23 protein-coding genes are annotated in these 23,554 nt (G+C 61.5%); all 23 read right to left on the reverse strand.

Features of this window, described 5'->3' with window-relative positions:
* Positions 1–224 precede the first annotated feature (224 nt).
* The 23 genes from VQ071_RS19095 to VQ071_RS19205 all read right to left on the reverse strand — a co-directional run bounded on the left by VQ071_RS19095 (position 225) and on the right by VQ071_RS19205 (position 23,477).
* A complete protein-coding gene (locus VQ071_RS19095; RefSeq protein WP_340515742.1) occupies positions 225–1,481 on the reverse strand; it encodes a competence/damage-inducible protein A in 1,257 nt (418 codons plus the stop codon).
* Positions 1,478–2,098, reverse strand: a complete 621-nt coding sequence (pgsA, locus tag VQ071_RS19100) for a CDP-diacylglycerol--glycerol-3-phosphate 3-phosphatidyltransferase (RefSeq protein ID WP_340515744.1) — start codon at positions 2,096–2,098, stop codon at positions 1,478–1,480. Before pgsA ends, VQ071_RS19095 begins: the two co-directional genes overlap by 4 nt.
* Positions 2,099–2,284: 186 nt before the next feature.
* Positions 2,285–2,776, reverse strand: a complete 492-nt coding sequence (locus VQ071_RS19105; protein ID WP_340515745.1) for a YajQ family cyclic di-GMP-binding protein — start codon at positions 2,774–2,776, stop codon at positions 2,285–2,287.
* Positions 2,777–2,918: 142 nt separating this feature from the next.
* Entirely contained in the window at positions 2,919–3,080 is a 162-nt protein-coding gene (locus tag VQ071_RS19110; RefSeq protein WP_340515746.1) for a hypothetical protein, read from the reverse strand.
* A gap of 82 nt (positions 3,081–3,162) precedes the next feature.
* A complete protein-coding gene (locus VQ071_RS19115) occupies positions 3,163–4,029 on the reverse strand; it encodes a helix-turn-helix domain-containing protein (protein ID WP_340515747.1) in 867 nt (288 codons plus the stop codon).
* Positions 4,030–4,068: 39 nt separating this feature from the next.
* Positions 4,069–4,839: a DUF3388 domain-containing protein gene (locus VQ071_RS19120; protein ID WP_340515748.1), complete on the reverse strand. Its 771-nt coding sequence runs from the start codon at positions 4,837–4,839 to the stop codon at positions 4,069–4,071.
* 164 nt (positions 4,840–5,003) lie between these two features.
* Entirely contained in the window at positions 5,004–5,255 is a 252-nt protein-coding gene (locus VQ071_RS19125) for a DUF3243 domain-containing protein (RefSeq protein ID WP_340515750.1), read from the reverse strand.
* A gap of 85 nt (positions 5,256–5,340) precedes the next feature.
* Positions 5,341–6,135: an elongation factor P 5-aminopentanone reductase gene (gene ymfI, locus VQ071_RS19130; RefSeq protein ID WP_340515751.1), complete on the reverse strand. Its 795-nt coding sequence runs from the start codon at positions 6,133–6,135 to the stop codon at positions 5,341–5,343.
* On the reverse strand, positions 6,105–7,394 hold the full coding sequence (gene yfmH, locus VQ071_RS19135; RefSeq protein ID WP_340515752.1) for an EF-P 5-aminopentanol modification-associated protein YfmH: 1,290 nt from the start codon (positions 7,392–7,394) through the stop codon (positions 6,105–6,107). Before yfmH ends, ymfI begins: the two co-directional genes overlap by 31 nt.
* Positions 7,381–8,679: an EF-P 5-aminopentanol modification-associated protein YfmF gene (gene yfmF, locus VQ071_RS19140; RefSeq protein ID WP_340515753.1), complete on the reverse strand. Its 1,299-nt coding sequence runs from the start codon at positions 8,677–8,679 to the stop codon at positions 7,381–7,383. The genes yfmH and yfmF overlap by 14 nt, the downstream gene beginning before the upstream one ends.
* A 93-nt stretch (positions 8,680–8,772) precedes the next feature.
* On the reverse strand, positions 8,773–9,561 hold the full coding sequence (gene sleB, locus VQ071_RS19145) for a spore cortex-lytic enzyme (RefSeq protein WP_340515754.1): 789 nt from the start codon (positions 9,559–9,561) through the stop codon (positions 8,773–8,775).
* 150 nt (positions 9,562–9,711) lie between these two features.
* Positions 9,712–12,417 carry a DNA translocase FtsK gene (locus VQ071_RS19150; protein WP_445293310.1) on the reverse strand — a complete coding sequence of 902 codons (2,706 nt, stop codon included), beginning with the start codon at positions 12,415–12,417 and terminating at the stop codon, positions 9,712–9,714.
* 76 nt (positions 12,418–12,493) lie between these two features.
* Positions 12,494–12,766, reverse strand: a complete 273-nt coding sequence (locus tag VQ071_RS19155) for a YlzJ-like family protein (protein ID WP_340515757.1) — start codon at positions 12,764–12,766, stop codon at positions 12,494–12,496.
* Positions 12,763–13,515, reverse strand: a complete 753-nt coding sequence (locus VQ071_RS19160) for a ClpP family protease (RefSeq protein WP_445293314.1) — start codon at positions 13,513–13,515, stop codon at positions 12,763–12,765. The genes VQ071_RS19155 and VQ071_RS19160 overlap by 4 nt, the downstream gene beginning before the upstream one ends.
* Before the next feature lie 241 nt (positions 13,516–13,756).
* Complete coding sequence (locus tag VQ071_RS19165) at positions 13,757–15,436, reverse strand: ribonuclease J (RefSeq protein ID WP_340515760.1); 1,680 nt, start codon at positions 15,434–15,436, stop codon at positions 13,757–13,759.
* A 234-nt stretch (positions 15,437–15,670) separates the two neighbouring features.
* A complete protein-coding gene (gene dapA / locus VQ071_RS19170) occupies positions 15,671–16,546 on the reverse strand; it encodes a 4-hydroxy-tetrahydrodipicolinate synthase (RefSeq protein ID WP_340515761.1) in 876 nt (291 codons plus the stop codon).
* Between the two features lie 60 nt (positions 16,547–16,606).
* Positions 16,607–17,824 (reverse strand): aspartate kinase, encoded by a 1,218-nt coding sequence (gene dapG / locus VQ071_RS19175; protein WP_340515762.1) that lies wholly within the window; start codon positions 17,822–17,824, stop codon positions 16,607–16,609.
* Positions 17,825–17,981: 157 nt separating this feature from the next.
* Positions 17,982–18,578, reverse strand: a complete 597-nt coding sequence (locus VQ071_RS19180; RefSeq protein WP_340515763.1) for a dipicolinate synthase subunit B — start codon at positions 18,576–18,578, stop codon at positions 17,982–17,984.
* A complete protein-coding gene (dpsA, locus tag VQ071_RS19185; RefSeq protein ID WP_340515764.1) occupies positions 18,575–19,471 on the reverse strand; it encodes a dipicolinate synthase subunit DpsA in 897 nt (298 codons plus the stop codon). The genes VQ071_RS19180 and dpsA overlap by 4 nt, the downstream gene beginning before the upstream one ends.
* A gap of 235 nt (positions 19,472–19,706) precedes the next feature.
* Positions 19,707–21,065, reverse strand: coding sequence for a DUF4179 domain-containing protein (locus VQ071_RS19190; RefSeq protein ID WP_340515765.1), 1,359 nt, complete (start codon positions 21,063–21,065; stop codon positions 19,707–19,709).
* Entirely contained in the window at positions 21,007–21,675 is a 669-nt protein-coding gene (locus tag VQ071_RS19195; RefSeq protein ID WP_340515766.1) for a sigma-70 family RNA polymerase sigma factor, read from the reverse strand. The genes VQ071_RS19190 and VQ071_RS19195 overlap by 59 nt, the downstream gene beginning before the upstream one ends.
* A 115-nt stretch (positions 21,676–21,790) precedes the next feature.
* Positions 21,791–22,234: a dUTP diphosphatase gene (gene dut / locus VQ071_RS19200; RefSeq protein WP_340515767.1), complete on the reverse strand. Its 444-nt coding sequence runs from the start codon at positions 22,232–22,234 to the stop codon at positions 21,791–21,793.
* Complete coding sequence (locus VQ071_RS19205; protein WP_340515769.1) at positions 22,197–23,477, reverse strand: M16 family metallopeptidase; 1,281 nt, start codon at positions 23,475–23,477, stop codon at positions 22,197–22,199. The genes dut and VQ071_RS19205 overlap by 38 nt, the downstream gene beginning before the upstream one ends.
* Between the last annotated feature and the right edge of the window lie 77 nt (positions 23,478–23,554).

A 23,554-nucleotide genomic window follows, 5' to 3' on the forward strand; every position in this document is an offset into this window, starting at 1 on the left:
CATCCTTATCATTTAATAGTTATATTATAACTTTTATTATACCGTTTGCCAAGCTTTTTGCGAACATTTGTTCGAATTATTTCCGAAAAAGAACCGCAGCAAAGTAATCTTCGCTACGGTTCTTCCGCAACTTTCCTCATTAATCTATCATAATTCGACAGCAAGCGCAAGCGAGGCTCGTATACGTCCCGGCAGGGCGCGTGCGCTCCGAGATACCGCGTCAGCTAGGCCTTGCCCTTCAGCCGCAGCCAGGCCATGTACAGCGCCCGCTTGGCCGCGCGGATCCGGATGCCCTCACGGTCTCCCTGCAGCTGCAGCTTCTCCGCCCGGGGGGGCTGCCCGCGCTCCGCGATGCCGATGTACACGAGCCCTACGGGCTTGCCTTCGGACGACGCCGGCCCGGCCACGCCGGTCGCCGACAGCGCCAGATCCGTATTCGCGGCGCTGCGGATACCCTCGGCCATCGCCATCGCCGTCTCCTCGCTGACGGCGCCCGGCGCACCCTCGCCCTCGAGCAGCGACGGATCGACGCCGAGCAGATCCCGCTTCACCGGGTTGCTGTAGCTGACCACGCCCCCCAGAAATGCGTCCGCGCTGCCCGGCACCGTCGTCAGCAGCGTCGCGATCAGCCCGCCCGTACAGCTCTCGGCGCACGAGATCGTGCGCCGCTGCTCCGTCAGCAGCCGGATGACCTCGGCCTCCAGCGCGATGTCGCTCTCCGCATAGAGGTAGCGTTCGCCGCGCCGGCGAATCTCCTGCAGCGTCGGCTCGAGCTTGCGCAGCGCCTCCTCCTCGGTATCGGCCTTGGTCGATACGCGCAGCGTGACCTCGCCTTCCTTGGCGTAGGTGGCCAGCGTCGGATCGGTCTGCGCTTTGATCAGATCCTTGTACAGTTCCTCGAGCGCCGACTCGCCGATGCCGCAGAAGCGGAGCATGGCCGAATGAAGCGCATCGGCGCGGCCCAGCCTGTCCCTCAGCCAAGCGGCCCCGTCGCCCAGGAACATCGGCTTCATCTCGCGCGGCGGCCCCGGCAGCAGCATATAATGCGTGCCGTCCTCCGCGGTCAGAGCGCCCCCGATCGCCAGGCCGGCATCGTTGCGGAGCGGAGTGGCGCCGGCGACGAGCATCGCCTGACGGCGGTTGATCTCGATGAGCGAGGGTTCGCGTCCGGCGAACATCGCTTCAATCTTGGCCAGCGTCGGCTCGTGCATCTCGATGCCCAGACCCAGCTGCGCGGCGAGTGCGTCCCGCGTCAAGTCGTCCATCGTCGGGCCGAGACCGCCGGTGAAGATGACGATGTCCGCCCGGGATTGGGCGATCCGTATCGCCTGCTTCAGCCGCTCCTCATTGTCGCCGACGACCGTCTGATAGTAGACGTCGACGCCAAGCTCGGCGAGCCGCTGGGACAGGAACTGCGCGTTCGTGTTGACGATCTGGCCGAGCAGCAGCTCGGTGCCGACCGCGATGATCTCCGCTCTCATGGGTTGCGGCGCACCTCCTTGGGGCCGCTACCTGCAGGCGGATCGGACAGCGGGATCAGGTTCTTGTTCTTCACGAAGTAATCGATGCCCGAATAGACCGTGATCGCCGCCGCCGCCCATACGGCAATCGTATCCAGCGGGATATGAACGAACGAGAAGGGGAAGTTGTTCAGCAGCAGCACGATGATCATCGCGATCTGAATGGCCGTCTTCCACTTGCCCCACTTGCTGGCCGCGAGCACGGCGCCTTCGAGCAGCGCGACCTGGCGCAAGCCCGTAACCGCCCATTCGCGGCTGATGATGACGATCGCGACCCATGCGTCCAGCTTGCCCATCTCGACGAGCGAGATGAGCACGGCCGCGACGAGCAGCTTGTCGGCCAGCGGGTCGAGCAGCTTGCCCAGATTGGTGACGATTTTGTGCTTGCGCGCGATGTAGCCGTCCAGACCGTCCGTGCTCGCCGCGATGATGAACAGAAGCAGAGCGAACACTTGATTGTAAGAGATCGTGTAGGAGCCGATCGTGAGCGGGGCCACGTTCAGCTTGATCAGCAAAAAGAAAGTCATGATCGGCACCAGGAAGATGCGGGCGAGTGTGATCCGATTCGCGAGATTCATGCAGGCACCTCCCCTTCGTCATGCATGCCGCGGCCGTATGCCGGTTGCCGCTGGCTGCGAAGTCCTCTGCCGCCGAATGTCTCAATCATGAATGACTTCCCCCAGGTTTGCGCCAAATTAACATTCAAGTCAGTATAAATGAAGCTGCGCGACAGTGTCAAAAAATGCCGAAAGCGGCAAGCAGGATCAGCGGTAATTCGTGAACTGAAGCTCAAGCGGCAGATCCGCGCCTTTGAGAAGCGTCATGACGGCTTGCAGATCGTCCTTGCTCTTGCCCGTCACACGGAGCTGGTCCCCTTGGATCTGGCTCTTGACCTTCAGCTTGGAGTCGCGGATCAGGATGTTGATCTTCCTGGCATTGTCCTGATCGACGCCCATCTTGAGCTTGATGTTCTGCCGGACGGTGCTGCCCGAGGCCGGCTCGATCTTGCCGTAGTCCATATTGCGGATCGGTACGCCCCGCTTGATCAGCTTGCTCTGCAAGATGTCGATCACGCTCTTGAGTCTGAATTCGTCGTCCGAGGCGACGACGAGCGACTCGCCCTCCAGCGAGATGTTGCTCTTGCTGCCCTTGAAGTCGAACCGGGTCTCGATCTCCTTCATCGCTTGCTGAACGGCATTGTTCACTTCCTGAAGCTCCACCTTGGATACGATGTCGAACGAGTATTCGGATGCCATATGTAGTCTTCCTTTCTTTGTCATCGGTGAGCATATTATAGCACGATATGGCGGCGGGATTCCAAATGCCCGCTTCATCTTAAGGAAGCCACAAAAAAAGAAGGGGCATAAGCGCCCCTCCTTCTATCCGGTCGCGGCCGCCTCATCTGCTCCGGGCCGGTTCGCGAAGCAAATACAAAATCCCGAGCACAATCCATGCCAAGCCGAAGCCCAATATGCCGTAACCCCAAGCATCCGGCGTCATAAACCAGCCGAGCAGGCTGACCACGACGCCGATCGCAACTACGATCCAGCTGAACGCCATTCTGCAACCTCCATTGCCAGTATGCTCTCGCCGTACTAGCTTTTCTACAGAGTCGTCCGTTTATGCGTCCGCCGTCTCCTCATCAAGGCGTAGGCGTCGCCGATTGTCCGGCGCCCGCCTCATCGACGACAGTGAAGATGAACCGTCTGCGGCCCGGCACGTCCTCGTCGTCGACGATGTTGCCGTCGATCTCGATCTGAGCGCCCTTGGCGTAGCCGAGATTCACATACAGCGGCGTCTTGTCGAGCGTGAACGTCAGCTCCTCGTCTTGCTTGGGCGTAGCGCCATATATCGATTTGCCGTTGGAGTTGTTCTCGTTGATGCCGACCCAGCTCTTGCCTCCCGGGAACGTAATCTTAAGCACGTGCGAGCCGGCGGGAGAGACGTCAAAGTAATAACGGCTGTTCTTTTTTTCCCGGAAAGTAACGGTCGTCGTCGGCGTAGGCGTCGGCGTGGGAGTAGGTGTCGGCGTCGCTGTCCGAACGGGGGTAGGCGATGCCGTCTCCGTGGAGATCGGAGGCGGCGACGAGCCTTCCGGTTCGGATCCTTTGTCTTTGTCGTTCAGATAGTACACATACAGTACGACCGCGATCAAAATGGGAAACAGCCACATAAGCGAAGTGACGGCGACTTTGCCGACGCGATCGTTGTGCTGGACCCTCCGGCTTTTGGGCTGTATATAGGGCTCCGGCGCAGCGGTCTCGGGCGCGGGCGCTTTTGGCAGTTCCTTATGGTAAAGGCGAAGCACTTCCTCGGCGTCCAGTCCTACCGTCTCCGCATATGTTTTAACGAAGGCGCGTACGTAGAACGAGCCGGGCAGTACCTTATAATCGCCGGATTCGATCGCTTCGAGGTAGCGCTTGCGTATTTTCGTAATCTCCTGAATGTCGTCGAGCGTATACCCGCGCTGCTCCCTCGCTTTGCGAAGCAGCAATCCCAGATCGGACACAAACTTCACCTCCGGCCGTTTCTATATAATGAATGATGGTCAGAATCCACCGTCGAGCCCTGCCGTCGTGAAGTTCTCGTACGTAATCTCCTCGTCGGGCGTATTGCGCAGCTCGATGATGCAATCGAACAGATCGTAGTCGAAGCTCGATTCGCGCACGAAAATGTCGGGATGCTCGATGACCTTGGTCGACGGCATCGCCATAATGTCCTGCAGCAGGCTGTAGTGCTTGTCGTTGGAGCGGATCGTGCTCACGATGCCGTCGATGATGAAGACGTTGTGCGGATTCATCTCTTCCTCGGACAGCTGGCTGCGCACCGTCTGGCGCAGCAGCGTGGACGATACGAACGCCCAGCGCTTGTTCGCGCATACGCTGCCCGCGATGATCGATTCGGTCTTGCCGACGCGCGGCATGCCGCGCAGCCCGATCGTCTGATTGCCGTCCTGCTTGAACAGCTCGCCGAGAAAATCGACAAGCAGCCCCAGCTCGTCGCGCGTAAAGCGGAACGTCTTGCGGTCGTCGGAATCCCGCTCGATATATCTTCCGTGCCGAACGGCCAAAATATCCGTCAGCCGGGGCGGACGCAAAGTAACGATCGAGATGTTCTCGACCTTGGCCAGCATCTTGCCCAGCAATTCGATCTTCTCGTCGTCGTTGGTCTGCAGCAGCATGCCCCGCGTTCTGTCCTCGACGCCGTTGATCGTCAAAATGTTAACCTCGAGCATGCCGAGCAGCGAAGCGATGTCGCCGAGCAAGCCGGGACGGTTTTTATGTATCTTATATTCCATGTACCACTGTTTTGTATTCATTAGACACCTCATATGCGTTTCCTTCAACCTTCATTCTACAACGCAGGACGCACTCCTGCAAAAGACAACAAAAGATTCCTACTTTAGACCTATTTTTAATGAGAACTTCATCAAAATGAAGACCCCGCCTCGTTCAGGCAGGGCCTTCATTTGCCTCCGGCTTTTCAGCCTCGGCCCGCGAGCTTCACCATCAGCGAGGCCATCGTTTTGCGCTCCGACTCGTCGCCCACGTCCCACAATTCCTTCAGAACGCGCTGCTCCTCGTTTTTAGGATCGACTTTATTGTCGAGGAATTCGCCGATCTCATAAGCGAGCTTGGCGATCGTCTCTTCCCCGATCCCCATATCCTTTGCGGCTTCGATCCGGTCGCCGAGGAATTTCTTCCACGACTCAAAGTTGCTGAGCACGGTAGACATCGAGCATCCTCCTTGAGGTTGGCATCATTGCTCTCTTAAGATGTCCATGCCCGCTCCGCTTTATTCGAATCGCGAACCCGCGCGCTCACATGCGCCAGCCGCCCGTCAGCGCCACGATCTGACCCGTTATATAACCGGCATCCCCGAGTGTCAGGAACCGCACCAGCTCCGCCACCTCGTCTGCATCCGCGAAGCGGCGAAGCGGCATCTCCCGCAGCAGCGCCTCGCGTTCGTCCGGCGCCAGCTCCGCGAGCATATCGGTCTCTACGACGCCGGGGGCGACTGCATTGACCGTCACGCCCGAAGCGGCCAGCTCGCGGGCGAGCGACTTCGTCAAGCTGTTGAGCCCGCCCTTGGCAGCGGCGTACGCCGCTTCGCCGGCTGCCCCGACGATGCCCCATACGCTGCTGATATGGACGATACGTCCGCGGCGGTTCCAGGACATGGCCGGCCCGAAGTGCTTGGCCAGACTGTAGGCCGCCTTCAGATGCACATGCTGGATGTCGTCCCATTCGTCCTCGTCCAGATCCTCGAGCAGTCCGTAATGGGCGGTCCCCGCGCTGTGCACGAGGATGTCCGGCATCATGCCCGACCGCGCGAGACTTGCCCGCATGGCGGCGACCTCGCCCGGCACGCGAATATCGGCGCCGACAGTTACGGCGAACCGCGCGCCGAGCGCCAGACAGTCCGCCGCCACCGCGTCGGCCAGCTCCGCGGCGCTGCGGTAATGGATAATGACGCCTGCGCCGTCGCGCGCCAGCCTGCGCGCGACGGCGGCCCCGATGCCGCGCGAGGCGCCCGTGATCAACGCGCAGGCGGTCGCCTGCCCCTCCTGCCGCGCAGCGGAAGTCACGACGCCGCGTCGGGCCTCACGATGCATACGGAACGCTTGCCCGTATCCGCCAGCACCCGCAGCCGCTCCTCCACCTCTTCGAGCGTGATGCTCTCGTACAGACGGACGACATCGAACAGGTCGCCGCCCTTGAAGCGATAGCGGGTGAACTCGCCCGCGATCGCTTCGGGGCTGTTGAGCATCCGCAAGTACGCGCCGATCTTCTTCGCCCGCGTCCGCTCGAACGAGGCCAGCGGCAGACCGTCCTTGGCCGCGGCTTCGATCGCCTCGCCGATGCGCCGGATCAGCTCGTCGGGATTTTGCGTATCCCCTCCGATGACCGCGAACGCATAGCCCGGCCCGGTATTGTATTCGTGACCGAAGCTGTCGGAGATCAGATTGTCGTCGTACAGCTGCTGATAGAGCGGCGAGCTGGAGCCCGTGAGCAAGTCAAGCATGAGCTTGGTAGCCAGCTCCCTGCGGATGCCGGCTTCGCCGTCAGGCAGCGGGCCGGTCTCCTTGAAGCCGATCATGCACTTGGGCAGCGATACCGGCAGCTTGACGACCCGCCTCGTCTCGCGCACGTCCTCCGGCTCCGCCTCGAACAGCCGCTCGATCGGCCCGCCCGGCGGGAACGTCTTGCGGGCCTGATTGGCGCGCACCCGCGACAGCGTCTCCTCGGGATCGACGCCTCCGACGACGAACAGCGTCATGTTGGACGGGTGGTAGAACGTGCGGTAGCAGTCGTACAGCTGCTCCTTCGTGATCGACCGGACGGACTGCTCGGTGCCGGCGATGTCGATATGCACCGGATGCTTGGCATAGAGCGCTTCGATCAAGCCGAAGTACACGCGCCAGTCGGCATTGTCCTTGTACATGTTGATTTCCTGCACGATAATGCCTTTTTCCTTCTCGACGTTTTCGTCCGTGAAGTACGGATTCTGCACGAAGTCGAGCAGGGTATCCAGACTCGCGAGCGGCTCGCCGGCCGAAGAGAACAAATAGGAGGTCCGGTCGAAGCTGGTGAACGCATTGGCCATCGCCCCCTGCTCCGCGAAGCGGGAAAAGACGTCGCCGTCCGGCTCCTCGAACATTTTGTGCTCGAGGAAGTGGGCGATGCCGTCGGGTACGGAGCGGGCTTCTTCGCCTGCGGGCCGGAAATGATTGTCCACGGAACCGTACCGGGTCGTGAAGGTGGCGTACGTCTTCGTGAAGCCGGGCTTGGGCAGCACGAACACCTCGAGGCCGTTGTCCATCACTTCGCGGTACAGCGTCTCCTGCAGCTGCGGATACTCAAGCTTGGACATGGGCCGTCTCCTCCTTCAGGTCGCGCAGGAAGTAGATCGTGTCCAGCTCGACGCTGGCCGCGGCAGCCGCGGCCCGTTCGGCCGTGACCGATTCGATCGACGCGATCAGCTCATCCGCGCTGCGCTGTTTGCCGGACACGATGCCGTTGTAGTCGAAGGCGATGCGTTCGAACGCGGAGTCCTGGATCTCGCGCAGTTGGTTGATGAGCATCGCCTTCGTCTTGGACAGCTCCTGATCCTCGATGCGGCCGGCCTTCATGGCGTCCAGCTGCTCGCGGATAATCTCGAGCGCGCGCTCGTAGTTGGCGATCTCGATGCCCGATTGCACGGTGAGCAATCCTTTGTGGCCGTCGAGCCGCGACGACGCGTAGTAGGCGAGGCTCGCCTTTTCGCGCACATGGATGAACAGCTTGGAATGGGGAAAAGCGCCCAAAACGCCGTTGTACACGAGCAGGTCCGGATAGCGGTCGTCGGAATAGGCGATACCGGTGCGAAGGCCGAGATTCAGCTTGCCCTGGCCGACGTCCAGCCGCTCGACGACGGTGCGCGGCGCCTCGCTGGCCGGCACAATCCGAGCCGGCGTGTACGTCCCGGGCGCGCCGCCGGGCAGCTTGAAGTGCTGGCCGGCCAGGTCCGTCACCTCGTCCAGGGAAGTGTCGCCGGATACGTACAGATCGAATACGGCGTCGTCCAGCCACTTGCGGTAGCTCTCGAACAGGGAAGCCGGCGTGATATCGGGCAGCTCCTCCTTGCGGCCGAGCGCGAGCAGGCGGTAAGGCTCATGCCTGCACATCTCCTCGAGGCAGCGTTCCGCCGCATAGCGGATCTTGTCGTTGACGATCGACTCGATCCGCTTCTGGACCGTAGATTTCTCCGATTCGACGTACTTGGCTCTGAAGACGCCCTGCTCGAGCGCGGGCGCGGTCACGACTTCGCCGAGAAAGCGCAGCGCCTCCTGCAGCAGCGACTGCGAGGCCGACACGAACGCGTCGTTGATGATATCCAGCCTGAACTGGACGATCTGATAATCTCCGCGCTTGTAAATATCGAAGCCGAACCCGGCGCCGTACAGCTCGTCGAGCCGTTCGCGGAAGGAGATCGTCTCCGGGTAGGTCTCGGTGCCTCTGCGCAGCACAAAAGGTGCGAGCGCTACCGGGGTGACGCGGGATTCGTCCAGCGGCACGCCCGCGAACAGCGAGATCGAGAATGTCTTGAATCGGGCGGTGGGCAATACATGAACGCGCATGCGGCCGACAGTGCCGCGCTTGAAAACTTCAGTCTGCAAGGCCTCAGATCCCTTCCCTGATTCTGGATTCAAGCCCCATTCTAGCGCATGGCCAAGCCCGAAGCAAATAAGGCGGAAGGGACTGCGATCGGTTTAATTGCAAAAAATATGCTGGCCGATCGTCTTGTATTGCGGCCTCGACCAGATCCACTTGGAAGTCGCCGTCTTGGGGTTGAAGTAATACAGGCATCCGTCCGACGGGTCCCACCCGGATAGGGCGTCCTTGACCGCCTTGGCTGCCGTCTCGTTCGGCTCGAGATAGATCTGTCCGTCCGCGACGGCGGTGAAGGCGCCGGGCTGGAAGATAACGCCCGATACGGTGTTGGGAAATTCGGAGGCCCGCACCCGGTTCAAGATAACGGCGGCGACAGCCACCTGCCCTTCGTAGGGCTCGCCGCGGGATTCCCCGTATACGGCGTTCGCCATCAGCTTCAGGTCGTTTTTGGACAATCCCATATTGTTGGACGCCGGCAGATCCGCCTTGCCGGATGTCGCCTCGCCGCCGCCGCTCGGCGCGCTCGGCTTCTCTTCCTTGCCCAGATCGGCTGCCGTCGGCTTCCAGTCCTTCGTCGCCTGCCACAGCTTGAGCTTCGTCTTGCCGCCGACGACGCCGTCCGCCTTCATGCCGAATTTCCACTGGAACCACTTCACCGAATTCAGTGTGTCACCGCCGAAGTTGCCGTCGACTGTGCCGCTGTAATAGCCCAGGTACTTGAGCCTGCCTTGCAGCTCGTATACGTCCTTGCCGGATGCGCCGCTCTTGATGATCGCACTGCTGAACGCTTCTTGCACAGCACGCGGCTTGCCCGCGTGGTTCAACGTATACAAGCCGAACAAACAGCAGACCAGGCACACGGTCAAAAAAACTAAACGATAGCGCATCTCGCAATCACGCCTTCCTCACGTAGTGTTGCACGGTGCCGCCGTCATGCGGCGGACATGCTTCGCGTTTAGTATGAGGAAGGTCATGGATGGCTATGCATAATCGTCTTGAACGTGTCGGCAAAAGTAAAAACGCCCGCTCCCGACGAATCAGGAGGAGCGCTGCTGGAATTGTTCGAGCGTGACGAGCACTTCGCGGGGCTTGCTGCCCTCGTAAGGACCGACGACGCCCTTGGCCTCCATCGAGTCGATCAGCCGGGCGGCGCGCGTATAGCCGATGCGCATGCGGCGCTGCAGAAGCGAGACGGATGCCTGCTTGGCCTCGAGCACGATGCCGACCGCCTGGTCGAACAGCTCGTCGAGCTGCTCGTCGGCTGCGCCGTCGTCGTTGTCCTCGATCTCGGGCACGAGCTCCTCGTTGTACTCGGCTTCGGCCTGGCCGCGCGCATATGCGACGACGGACTCGACCTCGTTGTCCGACAGGAACGCGCCCTGCACGCGGATCGGCTTGGAGGCGCCCATCGGCAGGAACAGCATGTCCCCGCGGCCGAGCAGCTTCTCTGCGCCGACCATGTCGAGGATCGTGCGCGAGTCGACCTGCGACGATACGCCGAACGCGATCCGGCTCGGAATATTCGCCTTGATGACGCCCGTAATGACGTCGACCGACGGCCGCTGCGTCGCGATGATCAGGTGAATGCCGGCGGCGCGCGCCATCTGCGCCAGACGGCAGATCGCATCCTCGACGTCCCCGGCGGCGACCATCATCAGGTCGGCGAGCTCGTCCACGATGACAACGATATACGGCAGCACGCCGTCCGGGTTGTCGCCGCTCAGCATCAGATTGTTGTAGCCTTCGATGTTGCGGGTGCCGGATTTGGAAAATTTCTCGTAACGCTTTTCCATCTCGACGACGATCTTCTTCAGCGCCAGCGAAGCTCTGCGCGGGTCCGTCACGACGGGCGCCAGCAGATGCGGGATGCCGTTGTATACGTTCAGCTCGACCATCTTGGGGTCGATCATGAGGAACTTCACTTCGTCCGGCTTGGCCTTGTACAGCAGACTCGTGATGATGCCGTTGATGCAGACGGACTTGCCCGAGCCGGTCGCGCCGGCGACGAGCATATGCGGCATCCGGGCCAGATTGCCCACGATCGGCTGCCCGGAGATGTCGCGGCCGAAGGCTATCGTGAGCTTGCTCGGCGCCTCCTGGAACGTCGGCGTCTCGAGCACCTCGCGCAGCGTCACGACGCTGACCTCGTTGTTGGGCACCTCGATGCCGATCGCCGACTTGCCCGGGATCGGCGCCTCCATGCGGATGTCCTTGGCCGCCAGCGCCAGTGCGATATCGTCGGTCAGACTGACGATCCGGCTCACCTTGACGCCGACGTCGGGCTGCAGCTCGTAGCGCGTGACCGCAGGTCCCCGCGCGACGTCGAGCACTTTGGCGCGGACGCCGAAGCTCTCCAGCGTCGCCTCGAGCTTGCGGGCGACCTCGCGGCCGCCTTCGCCGCCCGCCCCCTTCCCTCCGCCCTGCGGCTTGCCGAGCAGGTGGAGCGGCGGCATGCGGTATATGCGCTTGGGCTTGACGGGCGGCTGCGCATTGGCCGGCGTCTCCGCAGACGCGCCGGCATTCGCTCCGGGGACAGCGGAGGCGGCCGCGCCGGTCAAGTCCTCCCCGCCCGGCGGGGGCAGATCATGTGATCCTGCCATGTCCGGTTCGGCGGCGGGTACGGCGCCATCAACGTCCGCGAGCTCCAGCTCGGACTGCGTCCATGTGTCTTCGTCCCGCACATCCGCCAGCTGGTCGGCAAAATCGTGGAACCGGGGTCCCTCGTCGGTCCGGCTGTCCGAAGCCCAAGGCAGCTCATCCGTTATGTAAGGCTCGGAGACGTCGTCCGCCTCCGCGACCGGAGCCGCGACGAACGCGTCCTTGACCTTGCCGCGGCGGGTCCGTCCTTCGGGACGCGCCGCTATGTTCACCGCCGGCTGCTGCGAAGGGTACAATGCCGGCTCGTCGTCAAGCTCGTCCTGCCCCTCTGCCTCCTGTGCGCCCTGCTTGCCGTGGAACAGCTGAAAGAAATAAGGCTTCTTCGCATCGCCGCCGGACTGCCGCGGTTCTTCGTCGAAGTCGTCGTCCCCCAGCGACGCCAGCGCGACTGCGGGCGCCGCCTTCTTGGGTCTGCCGCGCACCGGAACCGCCTTGGCCCTGGCCAGCTTGCGCCCGCCGGACAGACGCTGCGCGAGCAGCGGCACCAGCCGGCGCAAAAACGTGCGCACGCCCTTCATCATATCCACGTACGATCGGTTCACGAGCAGCATGAAGGCGATAATGAATTCGACGATCAATACGAACTTTGCGCCGTAGTAGCCGAACAGCCAATAAAAAATCGAGTATTGCGCGGCGCCGAGCAGCCCGCCTCCGATATCCTTGCCGGTGATGCGGGCTTCGGTCTCGACCGGCGCCCGCCACAGCTCCTCGTAAAGCTGATGCGTCGTCTGGCTGAAGATCGCCGACGGCGTGATCGCATCCAGCGGTCCCAGCCTCGAATTGACGAAGCTCATCGAGCTCAGCAGCGTCAGGCCGCAGCAGACCATGACGAATCCGCTCCTGCGGATCGTCCAGCCGCGCGGCCATGCGCGCCGGATCATCACATGCAGACCGAGCCAGATGCCCGCGATCGGGATCAGAAAATAAAACTTGCCGAGCATATATCCGAAAAGCTTGGACAGCGAGCGCCCGCCCGCCGCTTCGCCGTACATCGCGATGACGGATATCGTCATAAGCAATATGCCGTAAATTTCATATTTGAGACTTGCGCCAAGCGTTGCCTTTTTGCGCTTTCGTTTTGCCAACACCGCCACCTCCGGTCACTCATTATACCATAGAATACCTGGACACGGCATGAGTGCGGCGACGCTGGCACACGTGCTAAAGGCCCCATTCTCCCGCGGATATCGGCGTCGAATCGACAATCGTCCGCTGCTCGGCGGCGCCGTAGCAGATCAGTCTGCCCGGCTCCAGGGACGAGAGCAGATAGGCTTCCAGCGGCGCCGACAGCAGCCGCACGATCTTGCCGATGCCCGGTGCGACAGGCGCGACCAGCATGCGCACCGCGCCTTGCTCGATCTCGATCATCGTCTCCTGGCCCGCGCTCCAGCCTTCCAGCACGAGCTCGAGCGGCACTGTCGTATAGAGCGTCATTGGATCTCCCCTCCCTGCGGGGAGATGCAGGCGAGTCTTCGCTGCGCAATTCTGCGATTAAGCTCTCTGAGCGCGTCCCCGATCCCGCCGATGGCGTCGATCAGACCGTAGGACACGGCGTCCGGCCCGACGACCGTCGTACCGATATCCCGCGCCAGCTCGCCCGTCTTGAACATCAGCTCCTTGAACTTCTTCTCGCCGACGCCGCTGTGGCGGGTGACGAAGCGCACGACGCGCTCCTGCATCTTGTCCAAATACTCGAACGTCTGGGGAACGCCGATGACCAGGCCGTTCATGCGGATCGGATGAATCGTCATCGTCGCGCTCTCGGCGATAAACGTATAGTCGGACGCTACGGCGATCGGCACGCCGATGGAGTGCCCGCCTCCGAGGACGACCGCCACCTTGGGCTTCGAGAGCGACGAGATCATCTCCGCGATCGCGAGCCCCGCTTCGACATCGCCGCCGACCGTATTGAGCACGATCAACAGACCCTCGACCTTCGGATTTTGCTCCGCGGCGACGAGCTGCGGGATGACATGCTCGTATTTCGTCGTTTTGTTCTGGGGAGGCAGCATCATATGTCCTTCGACCTGTCCGATGATCGTCAGGCAGAATATGTTCGATTCAGCCGCAGGAACCGCTGTCGTGCCGAGCTGAATCAACGTATCCGTCGCCGTGCTCTTGCGCGGCTCTTCGGGTACTGCCGCCGGCTGCTCCGCTACGCTCGGCGCCTTGTTCATCTCCATCGTCATCAGGTCCCACCCTCTCGTATCGCAGCTTGGCCGCGCGGCCCGATGGCCGGCGCGGGGTTCGACATAGTATGAGCGAGGGCGGATACATTATGCGGCACGAGGCAGCCGAGGCGGCCTGCCGGCTGGCTGGCGGCCTTGACAGCGGGGCCCGGGGCCCGACACGAAAAGACCGCCAGCCGCGCACGATACGCGGTTGACGGTCTTTTGCCTGAGTGTGGGGTTGCTCGTGCCTGAATTATACTTCCATGATGATCGGCAGGATCATCGGTCGTCTTCTCGTTTGCTCGTAAAGGAAGCGGCCGAGCGCATCCTTCACATTGGTCTTGAGCGATGCCCATTCGTTGACATTGTCGCTCATGAGCTTGTGCAGCGTACCGGTCACGATGCGGTTCGCTTCTTCAAGCAGACCCTCGGATTCGCGCACGTACACGAAACCGCGGGAGATGATGTCCGGTCCGGACAAAATCGTGCCGTCCTGCTTCGACAGCGTGACGACGACGACGAGAATACCGTCCTGCGACAGCAGCTTGCGGTCCCGAAGGACGATGTTGCCGACATCGCCGACGCCGAGGCCGTCGATGAGCACGTTGCCGGAAGGAATCTTGCCCGCCTTGCGCGCGGTGCCGTTCTGGAACTCTACGACGTCGCCGATGTCGCACAGGAAAATGTTCTCCCGCTCGATGCCGACCGATTCGCCGAGATTCGCATGATGGCGAAGCATCCGGTACTCCCCGTGAATCGGGATGAAGTACTGCGGACGGATCAGGTTGAGCATCAGCTTGAGCTCTTCCTGGCTGCCGTGTCCCGATACGTGTACGCCGGACACGGAGCCCGGGCCGTAGATGACATGCGCGCCGAGGCGCATGAGCTCATCTACCGTACGTCCTACATATTTCTCGTTGCCCGGTATCGGCGTCGCCGAGATGATGACGGTGTCGCCGGCCAGGATGTCCACCTTGCGGTGCGTCGAGCGCGCCATTCTGGACAGCGCCGACATCGGCTCGCCCTGGCTGCCGGTCGACAGGATGACGACACGGTCGGCCGGGAGCTTGTTCACTTCTTCAGGCTCGATGATCATGCCTTCGGGCACTTCGAGATAGCCCATCTCCGAAGCGATCGTGACCACGTTCACCATGCTGCGTCCGACGACGGCCATCTTGCGGCGCGTCTCGGCGGCCGCATTGATAACCTGCTGAATACGGTGCACGTTGGACGCGAACGTCGCGACGACGACGCGCTGCTTCGCCCTGCGGAAGATCTCCTCGAATTCCTTGCCGATATTGCTCTCCGACGGCGTGAATCCGGGACGCTCCGCATTGGTGCTGTCCGACAGCAGCGCGAGCACGCCGCGCTTGCCGATCTCGGCCATGCGCTGCAGGTCGGCATACTGGTCGTTGACCGGCGTATGGTCGAACTTGAAGTCGCCCGTGTGCACGACGATGCCCTCCGGGGTCTCCAGGCAGACGCCTACGGAGTCCGGAATGCTGTGGTTCGTGCGGAAGAAGGTCGCCTTGATCGACCCCATCTGCACTTCGGAATCGGCGGTGATCAGAATCCGCTTCGTATCACCGAGCAAACCGGCTTCCTTGAGCTTGTTCTCGATCAGGCCGGTCGTCAGCCGCGTCGCGTAGATCGGGACGTTCAGCTGCTTCAGCACGTACGGCAGGCCGCCGATGTGGTCCTCGTGACCGTGCGTGACGAGAATGCCGCGAACCTTTTCCCGATTGTCGAGCAGATGCGTGATATCCGGGATGACGACGTCGATGCCGAGCATTTCCTCTTCCGGAAATTTAAGACCCGCGTCGACGACGACGATATCGTTGCCGTATTGGACGACATACATATTTTTCCCGATCTCGCCGACGCCGCCCAGGGCGTAAATCAATAATTTGTCTGTGGTGTTTTTCTTGGACAAGTCTAGTACCTCCTACAATAATTCGACGATCCCGATCTATGGAATTGTCAAGTTGCAAATTTTGGCCGCACCCTTTCACTCCACCTCATTATACATGATGCCAATCCACTCATACAAGTCAGGCTAACGAATACGGCCGGATACGATTAATTTCTCCATTTAACGCAAAACCGATGCCGGCGGCATCGGTTCTGTCCCCTATGCGATTCATGCCGCACCGGCGGGCGGCTCCGATCAGTCGAACAGACCGGCAATAAACTGCTGCTCGTCGGGTGTGGCGCCGGCCAGCGGCAGCCTCACCCCGCCGACAGGCAGCCCCTTGACGGCCAGCGCGTGCTTGACGGCGACCGGATTCGGCACCGGATGCGGACAATTGAAGAGCCCCTTGAACACCGGATACAGCTTCGCATTCAGCGCCGCAGCCTCCGCGATGCGACCCTCGAGGAACGTCGCGATCAATTGCTTCATCTCGGCCCCGATCACATGGCTCGCCACGCTGATGATGCCGTAACCGCCGACGGCCAGCGTCGGGAGCGTGATGCCGTCGTCGCCGCTGTACACGAGGAAGCCTTCGGGCGCGCCCGCCACCAGCTCGGTAATCTGCTCGACGGAAGCGCATTCCTTGGTCGCTACGACATTGGGCAGCTGCGCCAGTCTCAGCGTCGTCGCCGTCGTCAAGCTGACGACGGTACGTCCCGGCACATTGTACAAAATGACCGGCAGCGACGTCGACTCGGCGATTGCCTTGAAGTGCAGGTACAGGCCCTCTTGATTGGGCTTGTTGTAATAGGGAGCCACCAGCAGCAGCCCGTCCACGCCCGCCTCCTCGGCGAGCTTGCTCGTATGGATGGAATGAGCCGTATCGTTGCTCCCGGTGCCCGCGATAATCTTGGCGCGTCCGGCCGCCCGGCGTACGGCATAACGGAACAGCGCCAGCTTCTCCTCTTCGGTCAGGGTGGGGGATTCGCCCGTCGTACCGCATACGACCAGACTATCCGACTTCTGCGTATCGATCAGCTCGTCGATGAGTCTGCCGGTCGCCTCCCAGTCAATCTGCTGACGCTCGTCAAAGGGAGTAACCATCGCTGTAATCAGGCGGCCGAAATTCATAGCCAACATCCTCCTTCATCTGGTAAGACCATTATAATCGCTAGAGTCGTATGAATGCGATCAAGAAACCGCATGCAGCGCGAATGCGGAGTGAAGCGCGGTGAGCGAGGCTGCCATATCGGCCTCCGAGACGAGCACCCAGATCGTCGTGTTCGAGTCCGCGGACTGGAGAATCGGGATCTGCCGATCGGCCAGCGCCTCCACGATCTTGGCCATGACGCCCGGTTCGCCGTTCATGCCGCCGCCGATGACGGATACCTTCGCGCAGCCGCTGCGCACCCTGGGCTCGAAGCCCATCTCCGTCAGCAGCCGCACCGCGAGCGACGCATCCCGGTCCGTGACAGTATACAGCACGCCGGAGGGCATCACATTGATAAAATCGACGCTGATGCCGTTCATCGCCATGGCGCGGAATACTTGGAGCTGCGGATTGAGCGCCGCGCCCTCGGTCGCGATCGAGATCTGCGTCACGCCCTTGACATGCGCGAGCCCGGTGACCGTGCGGTCGCTCCAGCCGATATGGCCCTCGGCCGCGTCCGCATGCGTCACGAGCGTCCCCTCGCCGTCCGAGAACGTGGAGCGGACGCGGACGGGAATGCCGGCCCTCATCGCGATCTCGACGGCGCGCGGGTGGATGACCTTCGCACCGTTGTGCGCCATGTTGCATATCTCGTCATAGCTCACGACGGCGAGCTGGCGCGCCTCGGATACGATACGGGGATCGGCGGTCAGTATGCCGTCCACATCCGTATAGATGTCTACGACCTGCGCCTGCAGGGCGGCGCCGAGCGCCGTGGCCGACGTGTCGCTGCCGCCTCGCCCGAGCGTCGTAATCTCCCCTTCGGCCGTCGCGCCCTGGAACCCGGTCACGACGACGATCCGGCCTTGCTTCAGATGCGAGACGATCCGCTCCGTCTTGACTTCGATGATTCGCGCTGCGCCGAACTTGTTGTCGGTGACGATGCCCGCCTGTCCGCCGGTCAGAACGACGCCGGGCAGGCCCGCAGCGTTCAGCAAACTGCACAAAGTAGCCGCGGAGATCAGCTCCCCGCAGCTCATGAGCAGATCCAGCTCCCGCTCCGCCAGTCCGTCTCCGTTCGCGGATATCCATTCCAGCAGCGTATCCGTCGCGTACGGCTCGCCTCTGCGTCCCATGGCCGATACGACGACGACGAGCTCCGCTCCCGCTTCATACTCGCGCCGAATATGACGGAGGACGTGCTCCCGACCGCTAGCGTCGGACAGCGACGTCCCTCCGAACTTCTGTACCGTAATCATGCCGAGCATCCTTCCTCGCCTTGAAAATATCGTCCCCGCGATGACCGGGCGCCGCCTGTAGGGCAGTTGGGAAAGACGCGTATCCGCAGTCCAGCCCTCCCCCGTCTACGGAAGAGGGCTGGCGCACGGGTCGAGAACCTCCGCTCTATCTATTCGGTCAAGCGTACAAAAACCGCTCGATAATCATCGGTTGCAGCTGCCGGCCCTGAAGGGCGGCTTCGCATGTATCCATCGCCAGATCCATCCTGGCGACGAGCGAATTGGGCTTCTGCTGCGGATTGTCCTGTCCGAACGGCACGAAGTAGATGCCCTTCGCGACGAGGAGCTTGGCGATGTTGGCAGCGTTCAGGCCGAGCCCGTCGTTGGTGGAGATGGCGAGCACGAGCGGCCTGCCGTTGCGCATCTGGGCCTTGGCGGCCATCAGTACCGGACCGTCGGTCATGGCGCTCGCGAGCTTGCTCGTCGTATTGCCCGTGCACGGCGCGATGATCATCACGTCGAAGCGCTTGGACGGTCCGAGCGGCTCCGCATCCACGATCGAGCTGATGATCTCGTTGCCGGTCATGCGCTTCAGCTCCGATTGCCAATGCGCCGACTCGCCGAAGCGCGTGTCGGTCGTCATCACACTCTGACTGACGACGGGCACTACGTTGGCGCCTGCGTCCACGAAGCGCTGTATCTGCGGCATGATCTCCGGCAGCGTGCAGTGAGAGCCGGACAATGCGTATCCGACCGTGATTCCTTGCCAATTCATGGCGCTTCCCCCTGTTTGTGGTCGTCCAGAATGCTCTGGCACAGACTGTTCGCGATGATGCGGCCTGCCGTCTTGGGGGCGACGATACCGGGCAATCCGGGCGCGAGCAGCGCCTTGATGCCGCGCTTCTCGGCGTAGCGGAAGTCGGTGCCGCCTGGCTTGGAGGCAAGGTCGATAATGACCGCGCGAAGGGGAAGTTTGGAGATCACTTGTGCTGTGACTATCATATGCGGTATCGTATTAAAAATCAAGTCAATGTTCCCCGTCTGACGGGCCAAATCCGCGATATAGAAAGGCTCGAAGCCCATCTCGTACGCCCTCGCATAAGCGTCCTCCCTGCGTACGCCGGCCATGACATGCGCGCCCAATCCCTGCAGCGTGCGCGCCATCGTCAGCCCCGTCCGGCCCAGTCCGAGCACCATGCATCTGGACCCGTGAATCGTGATATCCGTATGCTGAATCGCCATCATCAAGGCGCCTTCGGCCGTCGGTATCGAATTGTATATCGCCACGTCGTCGCGCTCGAACAGCTCCACGACCGTCAGCCTGTGCTTCTCGCCGAGCTTGCGAAGATACGGTCTGGCCAGCCCCGTGTAGATCTTGCACGTCTTCGGCAGCGCCGCCGCATATTCATCCGTCAGCTTCAGCTCCAGATCCGTAAAAATCGCCGGTACGACGCCGTCCTCCTCCGTGCCGGCCGCCGGCAGCAGCAGCGCATCCGCGCTTCGCAGCGCATCCGGCGTCCACTCGGCTCTCGCAACGCCCGAAAAAGGCGTGTCGAGCCGCTCGAAGCCGATCAGGGACACCGTCGCATCAAGCTCGGTGAGCCGCCTGATGACTTCAAGCTGACGCGCGTCTCCTCCCGCTACAATAATATGCACGCCCGTAAGCATGACTTTCCCCCTCCTTTGACCTTGCGCCTGACGAGCTTCCTCAGCGCGGCGGCCGAGGGCTTACCCCTGCCCGGGCTTGCCGATCGCGGCCGGGGCGGCACATATGGCAACTTGCATAGCACATCGTATGCAGCCGCCGCGCGGCGGGTGCGGAGGTTATCGGCGCGGCGCCGCAAGCCGCCGCGCAAAAAGCGCGGAGCATAAGATCGCTTCGCGCTGGCAGCTCGACTTCTGTTCAGGAGCGTATCGGAATCTCGATCCGGTACGGCTGCTCGATATATTGCGGGTACATATGCAGCTCGAATGTCAGCGGCTGCTCGTAGTCGCCTGCCGGAATCTCGTATCGATCCTCCATGTCGGTATATTTGCTCTCGACAAAATGGGAGGACGTGCCGGTGGACACCGCTTCGCCCCGCTTGCCGGCCGCGTCGACGAACGGGCCGCGCAGGAGCATATAAGCCATCCTGTCCGCCTCATTCGTCACCTTGATGCCCAGGCCAAGCTGCGTTTTGCCGAAGCTCTTGTCCGCTTGAATGACCTCGACCTGGCGATCGGGCGCATCGACGACGACACCTTTCTCCGTGTCGACGACAAGCTTCATTTTGTTTTTGTCCAGCGCTCTGAACCAGGTGCCGGTCACATACAGCTTCTTCGGCTGCCGGAAATAATTGCTTTTGAACTCGAAGCGCGCACGGGTTGGCTCGCTCGTGCCTGCGCTGATGTTCGCGACGCCCCACTCTTTGCCCTCGTCGTCCACGATTTTCATATCGCCGGCGCTAAAAATCGTTTTGGTATTGTCGTCCGGGTAGCGCGCTTCGATAGCGATTCGCAGCGGCGAGATCCGTGCCTGCTCGAAGACGATCTCCTGTCCCGACACCATGAGCGAGACATTCAGCGGTACGATTCTCTCATTGCCGGCGAACAGCAGCTTGTCGATTTTGAAAAATACGGTATAATCCGAATCGCGCAGCTTGATCGTCATCCCCATCTCGTCGGGCAGCGGACTCTGTTCGGAAAACAGCACTTCGACGGAGTCGGTCACGGCCTTGCTGTCGTCCGATCCGCTCGCATAACCCGAAAAGCCAAATGCTACGCCAAGCTCGTGTCCGTCTTTGTCCTTCCATCCGATGTTGCCGATCGAATGCCGCTCATCCCGCCCGAGCCCCACGATCGTATAGACGAGCACCATACGCGATTCGTCCGCCACGATGCCGTCTACAGTAAACTTCAAACCGTCGTGCTCGTCGGAAATCCCGATCTTCTGCACATAATCGTTGTCCAGCGCATCCTGCAGCGTCTCGTTGTTCGCATAATCCCGATTGATCGCGTCGACGATCGCTTCCATGCCGGGCAGATGACGAACGGCCGAGGCGAAGACGGGAGATACGCGAATCGAGATCAGACCGCCTATTATAATGAAGAAAAGCGAGGCAACGGCGAGCGCTCTCCGCTTCCGCTTGCCGTGCCGCTCCCGCACGGCCGCCCGGCCTGCGCCGTAGCCGGCCCGGATCGCCTCATCCGCGCGCAAGGCCAGATCATAATCGATCCGCTTCCCGGTCCGCAGCGCGAACCCATCCAGTCGTTCCTCTTCCATCTCTCGCTTCCTCCTTCCCGGCTTGCTTGCGAAGCGCGACGAGCGCCTTGTTCAACCATGTCTTGACCGTTCCCTCCGGCCGCTTGAGCCATCTCGCGATGTCGCTCAGCGTCATATCTTCGACGTACTTGAGGATGACGATCTGCCGAAGCTTCGGCGGGAGCCCCGCAATCGCATCTTCGATCATCCAGTCCTCGCCCGGATTGTCGCCGGACGCTATGCGCTCGGGCAGCGCGCTTGACGGCCGCTGTCTGCGCAGCCGCTTCTGTTCGTCCGCACATACGTTCATCAGAATCCGGATCAGCCATGTACGGAAGTAAGCGGGCTCTCTAAGCTTGCGCAGCTTCGCATACGCGCGGCAGGTCGTCTCCTGAATCGCTTCGAGCGCCGCATCCTCGCTGCGCAAATAGGCAAGCGAGATACGCAGCATGGAATCCCGCGCGTTCGCCATCAGCGTCAGGAAGGCTTCGTCATCCCCGCTGCGCGCTCGCATGGCCAGCTCGGACTCACGGGTCGGATCCGGCGGCACGGCCCGTTTGGCCATGCCGATCGAACCGCTGCTTGCGGCTTCGAGCGGCCTCGGCTCGCTCTCGTTCATTCGTTCGTGCAAGCGTGTCGCCCTCCATTCGACCATTCGACCTATTAGACTGGCAAGAGCGGCATTCGGTTTTAATCCAATTAAAAAAACGTTCCCCGGCAATCAGCCGACAGAACGTTTCTTTATCTCATTTGCCCGTATGGCCGAAGCCCCCGGCGCCTCGGACCGTGTCCGGGAGCTCGTCGGTCTCCTCGATCGTCACCTGCGGCACGCGCTGGAACACCATCTGGGCGATACGCTCGCCGCGCTCGATCGTGAACGGCTGCTGGCCCAAGTTGATGAGCAGCACCTTCACCTCGCCCCGGTAATCGGCATCGATCGTGCCGGGCGAGTTGAGGCAGGTGATGCCGTGCTTGAACGCCAGGCCGCTGCGCGGCCTGATCTGCGCTTCGAGCTCGGCCGGCATCGCCATCGCGAATCCGGCCGGTACGAGCGCGCGCTCGCCGGGCGCTAGCGTCAGCGGCTCGGCGACGGCGGCGTGCAGATCGAAGCCCGCCGCCCATTCGGACATGCGGCGCGGCAGCGGGACGTCTTCATTCCCCGGCAGCCGCTTCAACTGAATTGGATACAACGAACTCCCTCCCTATTCCGGACAATACCTTTTCCTGCGAGCCGACGAGCGCGATTGCGGCCGGCTCGCTCATGATGCGGTCCATCATCCGCTTGACGTCGTCCATCGTGACGGCGTCGATGCGCGCGATCATCTCATCGAGCGTCAGATGGCGCCCGAGCATGAGCTCGTTTTTGCCCATGCGGTTCATCCGGCTGCTCGTGCTCTCGAGGCTCAGAATCAGATTGCCCTTGAGCTGCTCCTTGCCGCGGCTGATCTCGGCTTCGCCGAGACCTTGCGCATGAGCCTCGCCGAGCATCTCCATCGTCAGATCGTACACATCGCGCGTCTGCTTGGGCGCCGTGCCCGCGTACACGGTGAACAGGCCGCTGTCCGCATAGCTCGTATGGTAGGAGTAGACGGAGTAGGCGAGGCCGCGCTTTTCGCGGATCTCCTGGAACAGGCGCGAGCTCATCCCGCCGCCGATCGCATTGTTCAGCAGCGTCATGGCATACATGTTCGGATCGTCGATCGGACAGCCCGGGAAGGTCAGACACAGATGGTTCTGCTCGGTCTTCTTCCCGTGGAACAGCGTATCCGGACGGAATGTAGGCGCGACCAGCAGAGGCGGCTGCGCATGAACCGCAAAGTCGCCGAAATGCCGCTCAAGCAGCTCCAGCACGCTCTCGTCGACATTGCCGGCGAGGCTCACGACCGTATTCTCTATCGTATACTGCTGCGACATATAAGCGCGCAGATCGTCCGGTCCCATCGCATGCAGGCGCTCTGCCGTACCGAGAATCGAATAGGCCAGCGGGTGGTCGCCGTATGCGGCCGTGGAGGCCAGATCGTGAACGGTGTCGTCCGGCGTATCTTCGTACATGGCGATTTCTTCGAGAATGACGTTTTTTTCCTTGGCCAGCTCTTCCTCGGCGAGCTGCGATTCAAAGAACATGTCCGATAAAATATCCACCGCGATCGGCAGATGCTGGTCGAGGACCTTGGCGTAATAACACGTATATTCCTTGCCCGTGAAGGCGTTCACATTGCCGCCGATTCCGTCGAAGCGGTCGGCGATATCCTTCGCCGAATGACGGCGCGTGCCCTTGAACAGCATATGCTCGATAAAATGCGAGATGCCGTTGTCCGCTGTCGTCTCGTATCGGGACCCCGTCTTCACCCATATGCCGAACGCAACCGACCTGCTGGTCGGAATGTTCTCGATCATCACGCGCAGGCCATTCTTCAGCGTGTACTTGTTCAACCGTTCTCCCCCTTGCCATGAATGATAACACTATATCAAAAATCGACATGGCTCACAACCGATTGCGCATGCGTCGA

The sequence above is a fragment of the Cohnella sp. 56 genome (genome assembly GCF_037963805.1).
GTDB lineage: Bacteria > Bacillota > Bacilli > Paenibacillales > Paenibacillaceae > Cohnella.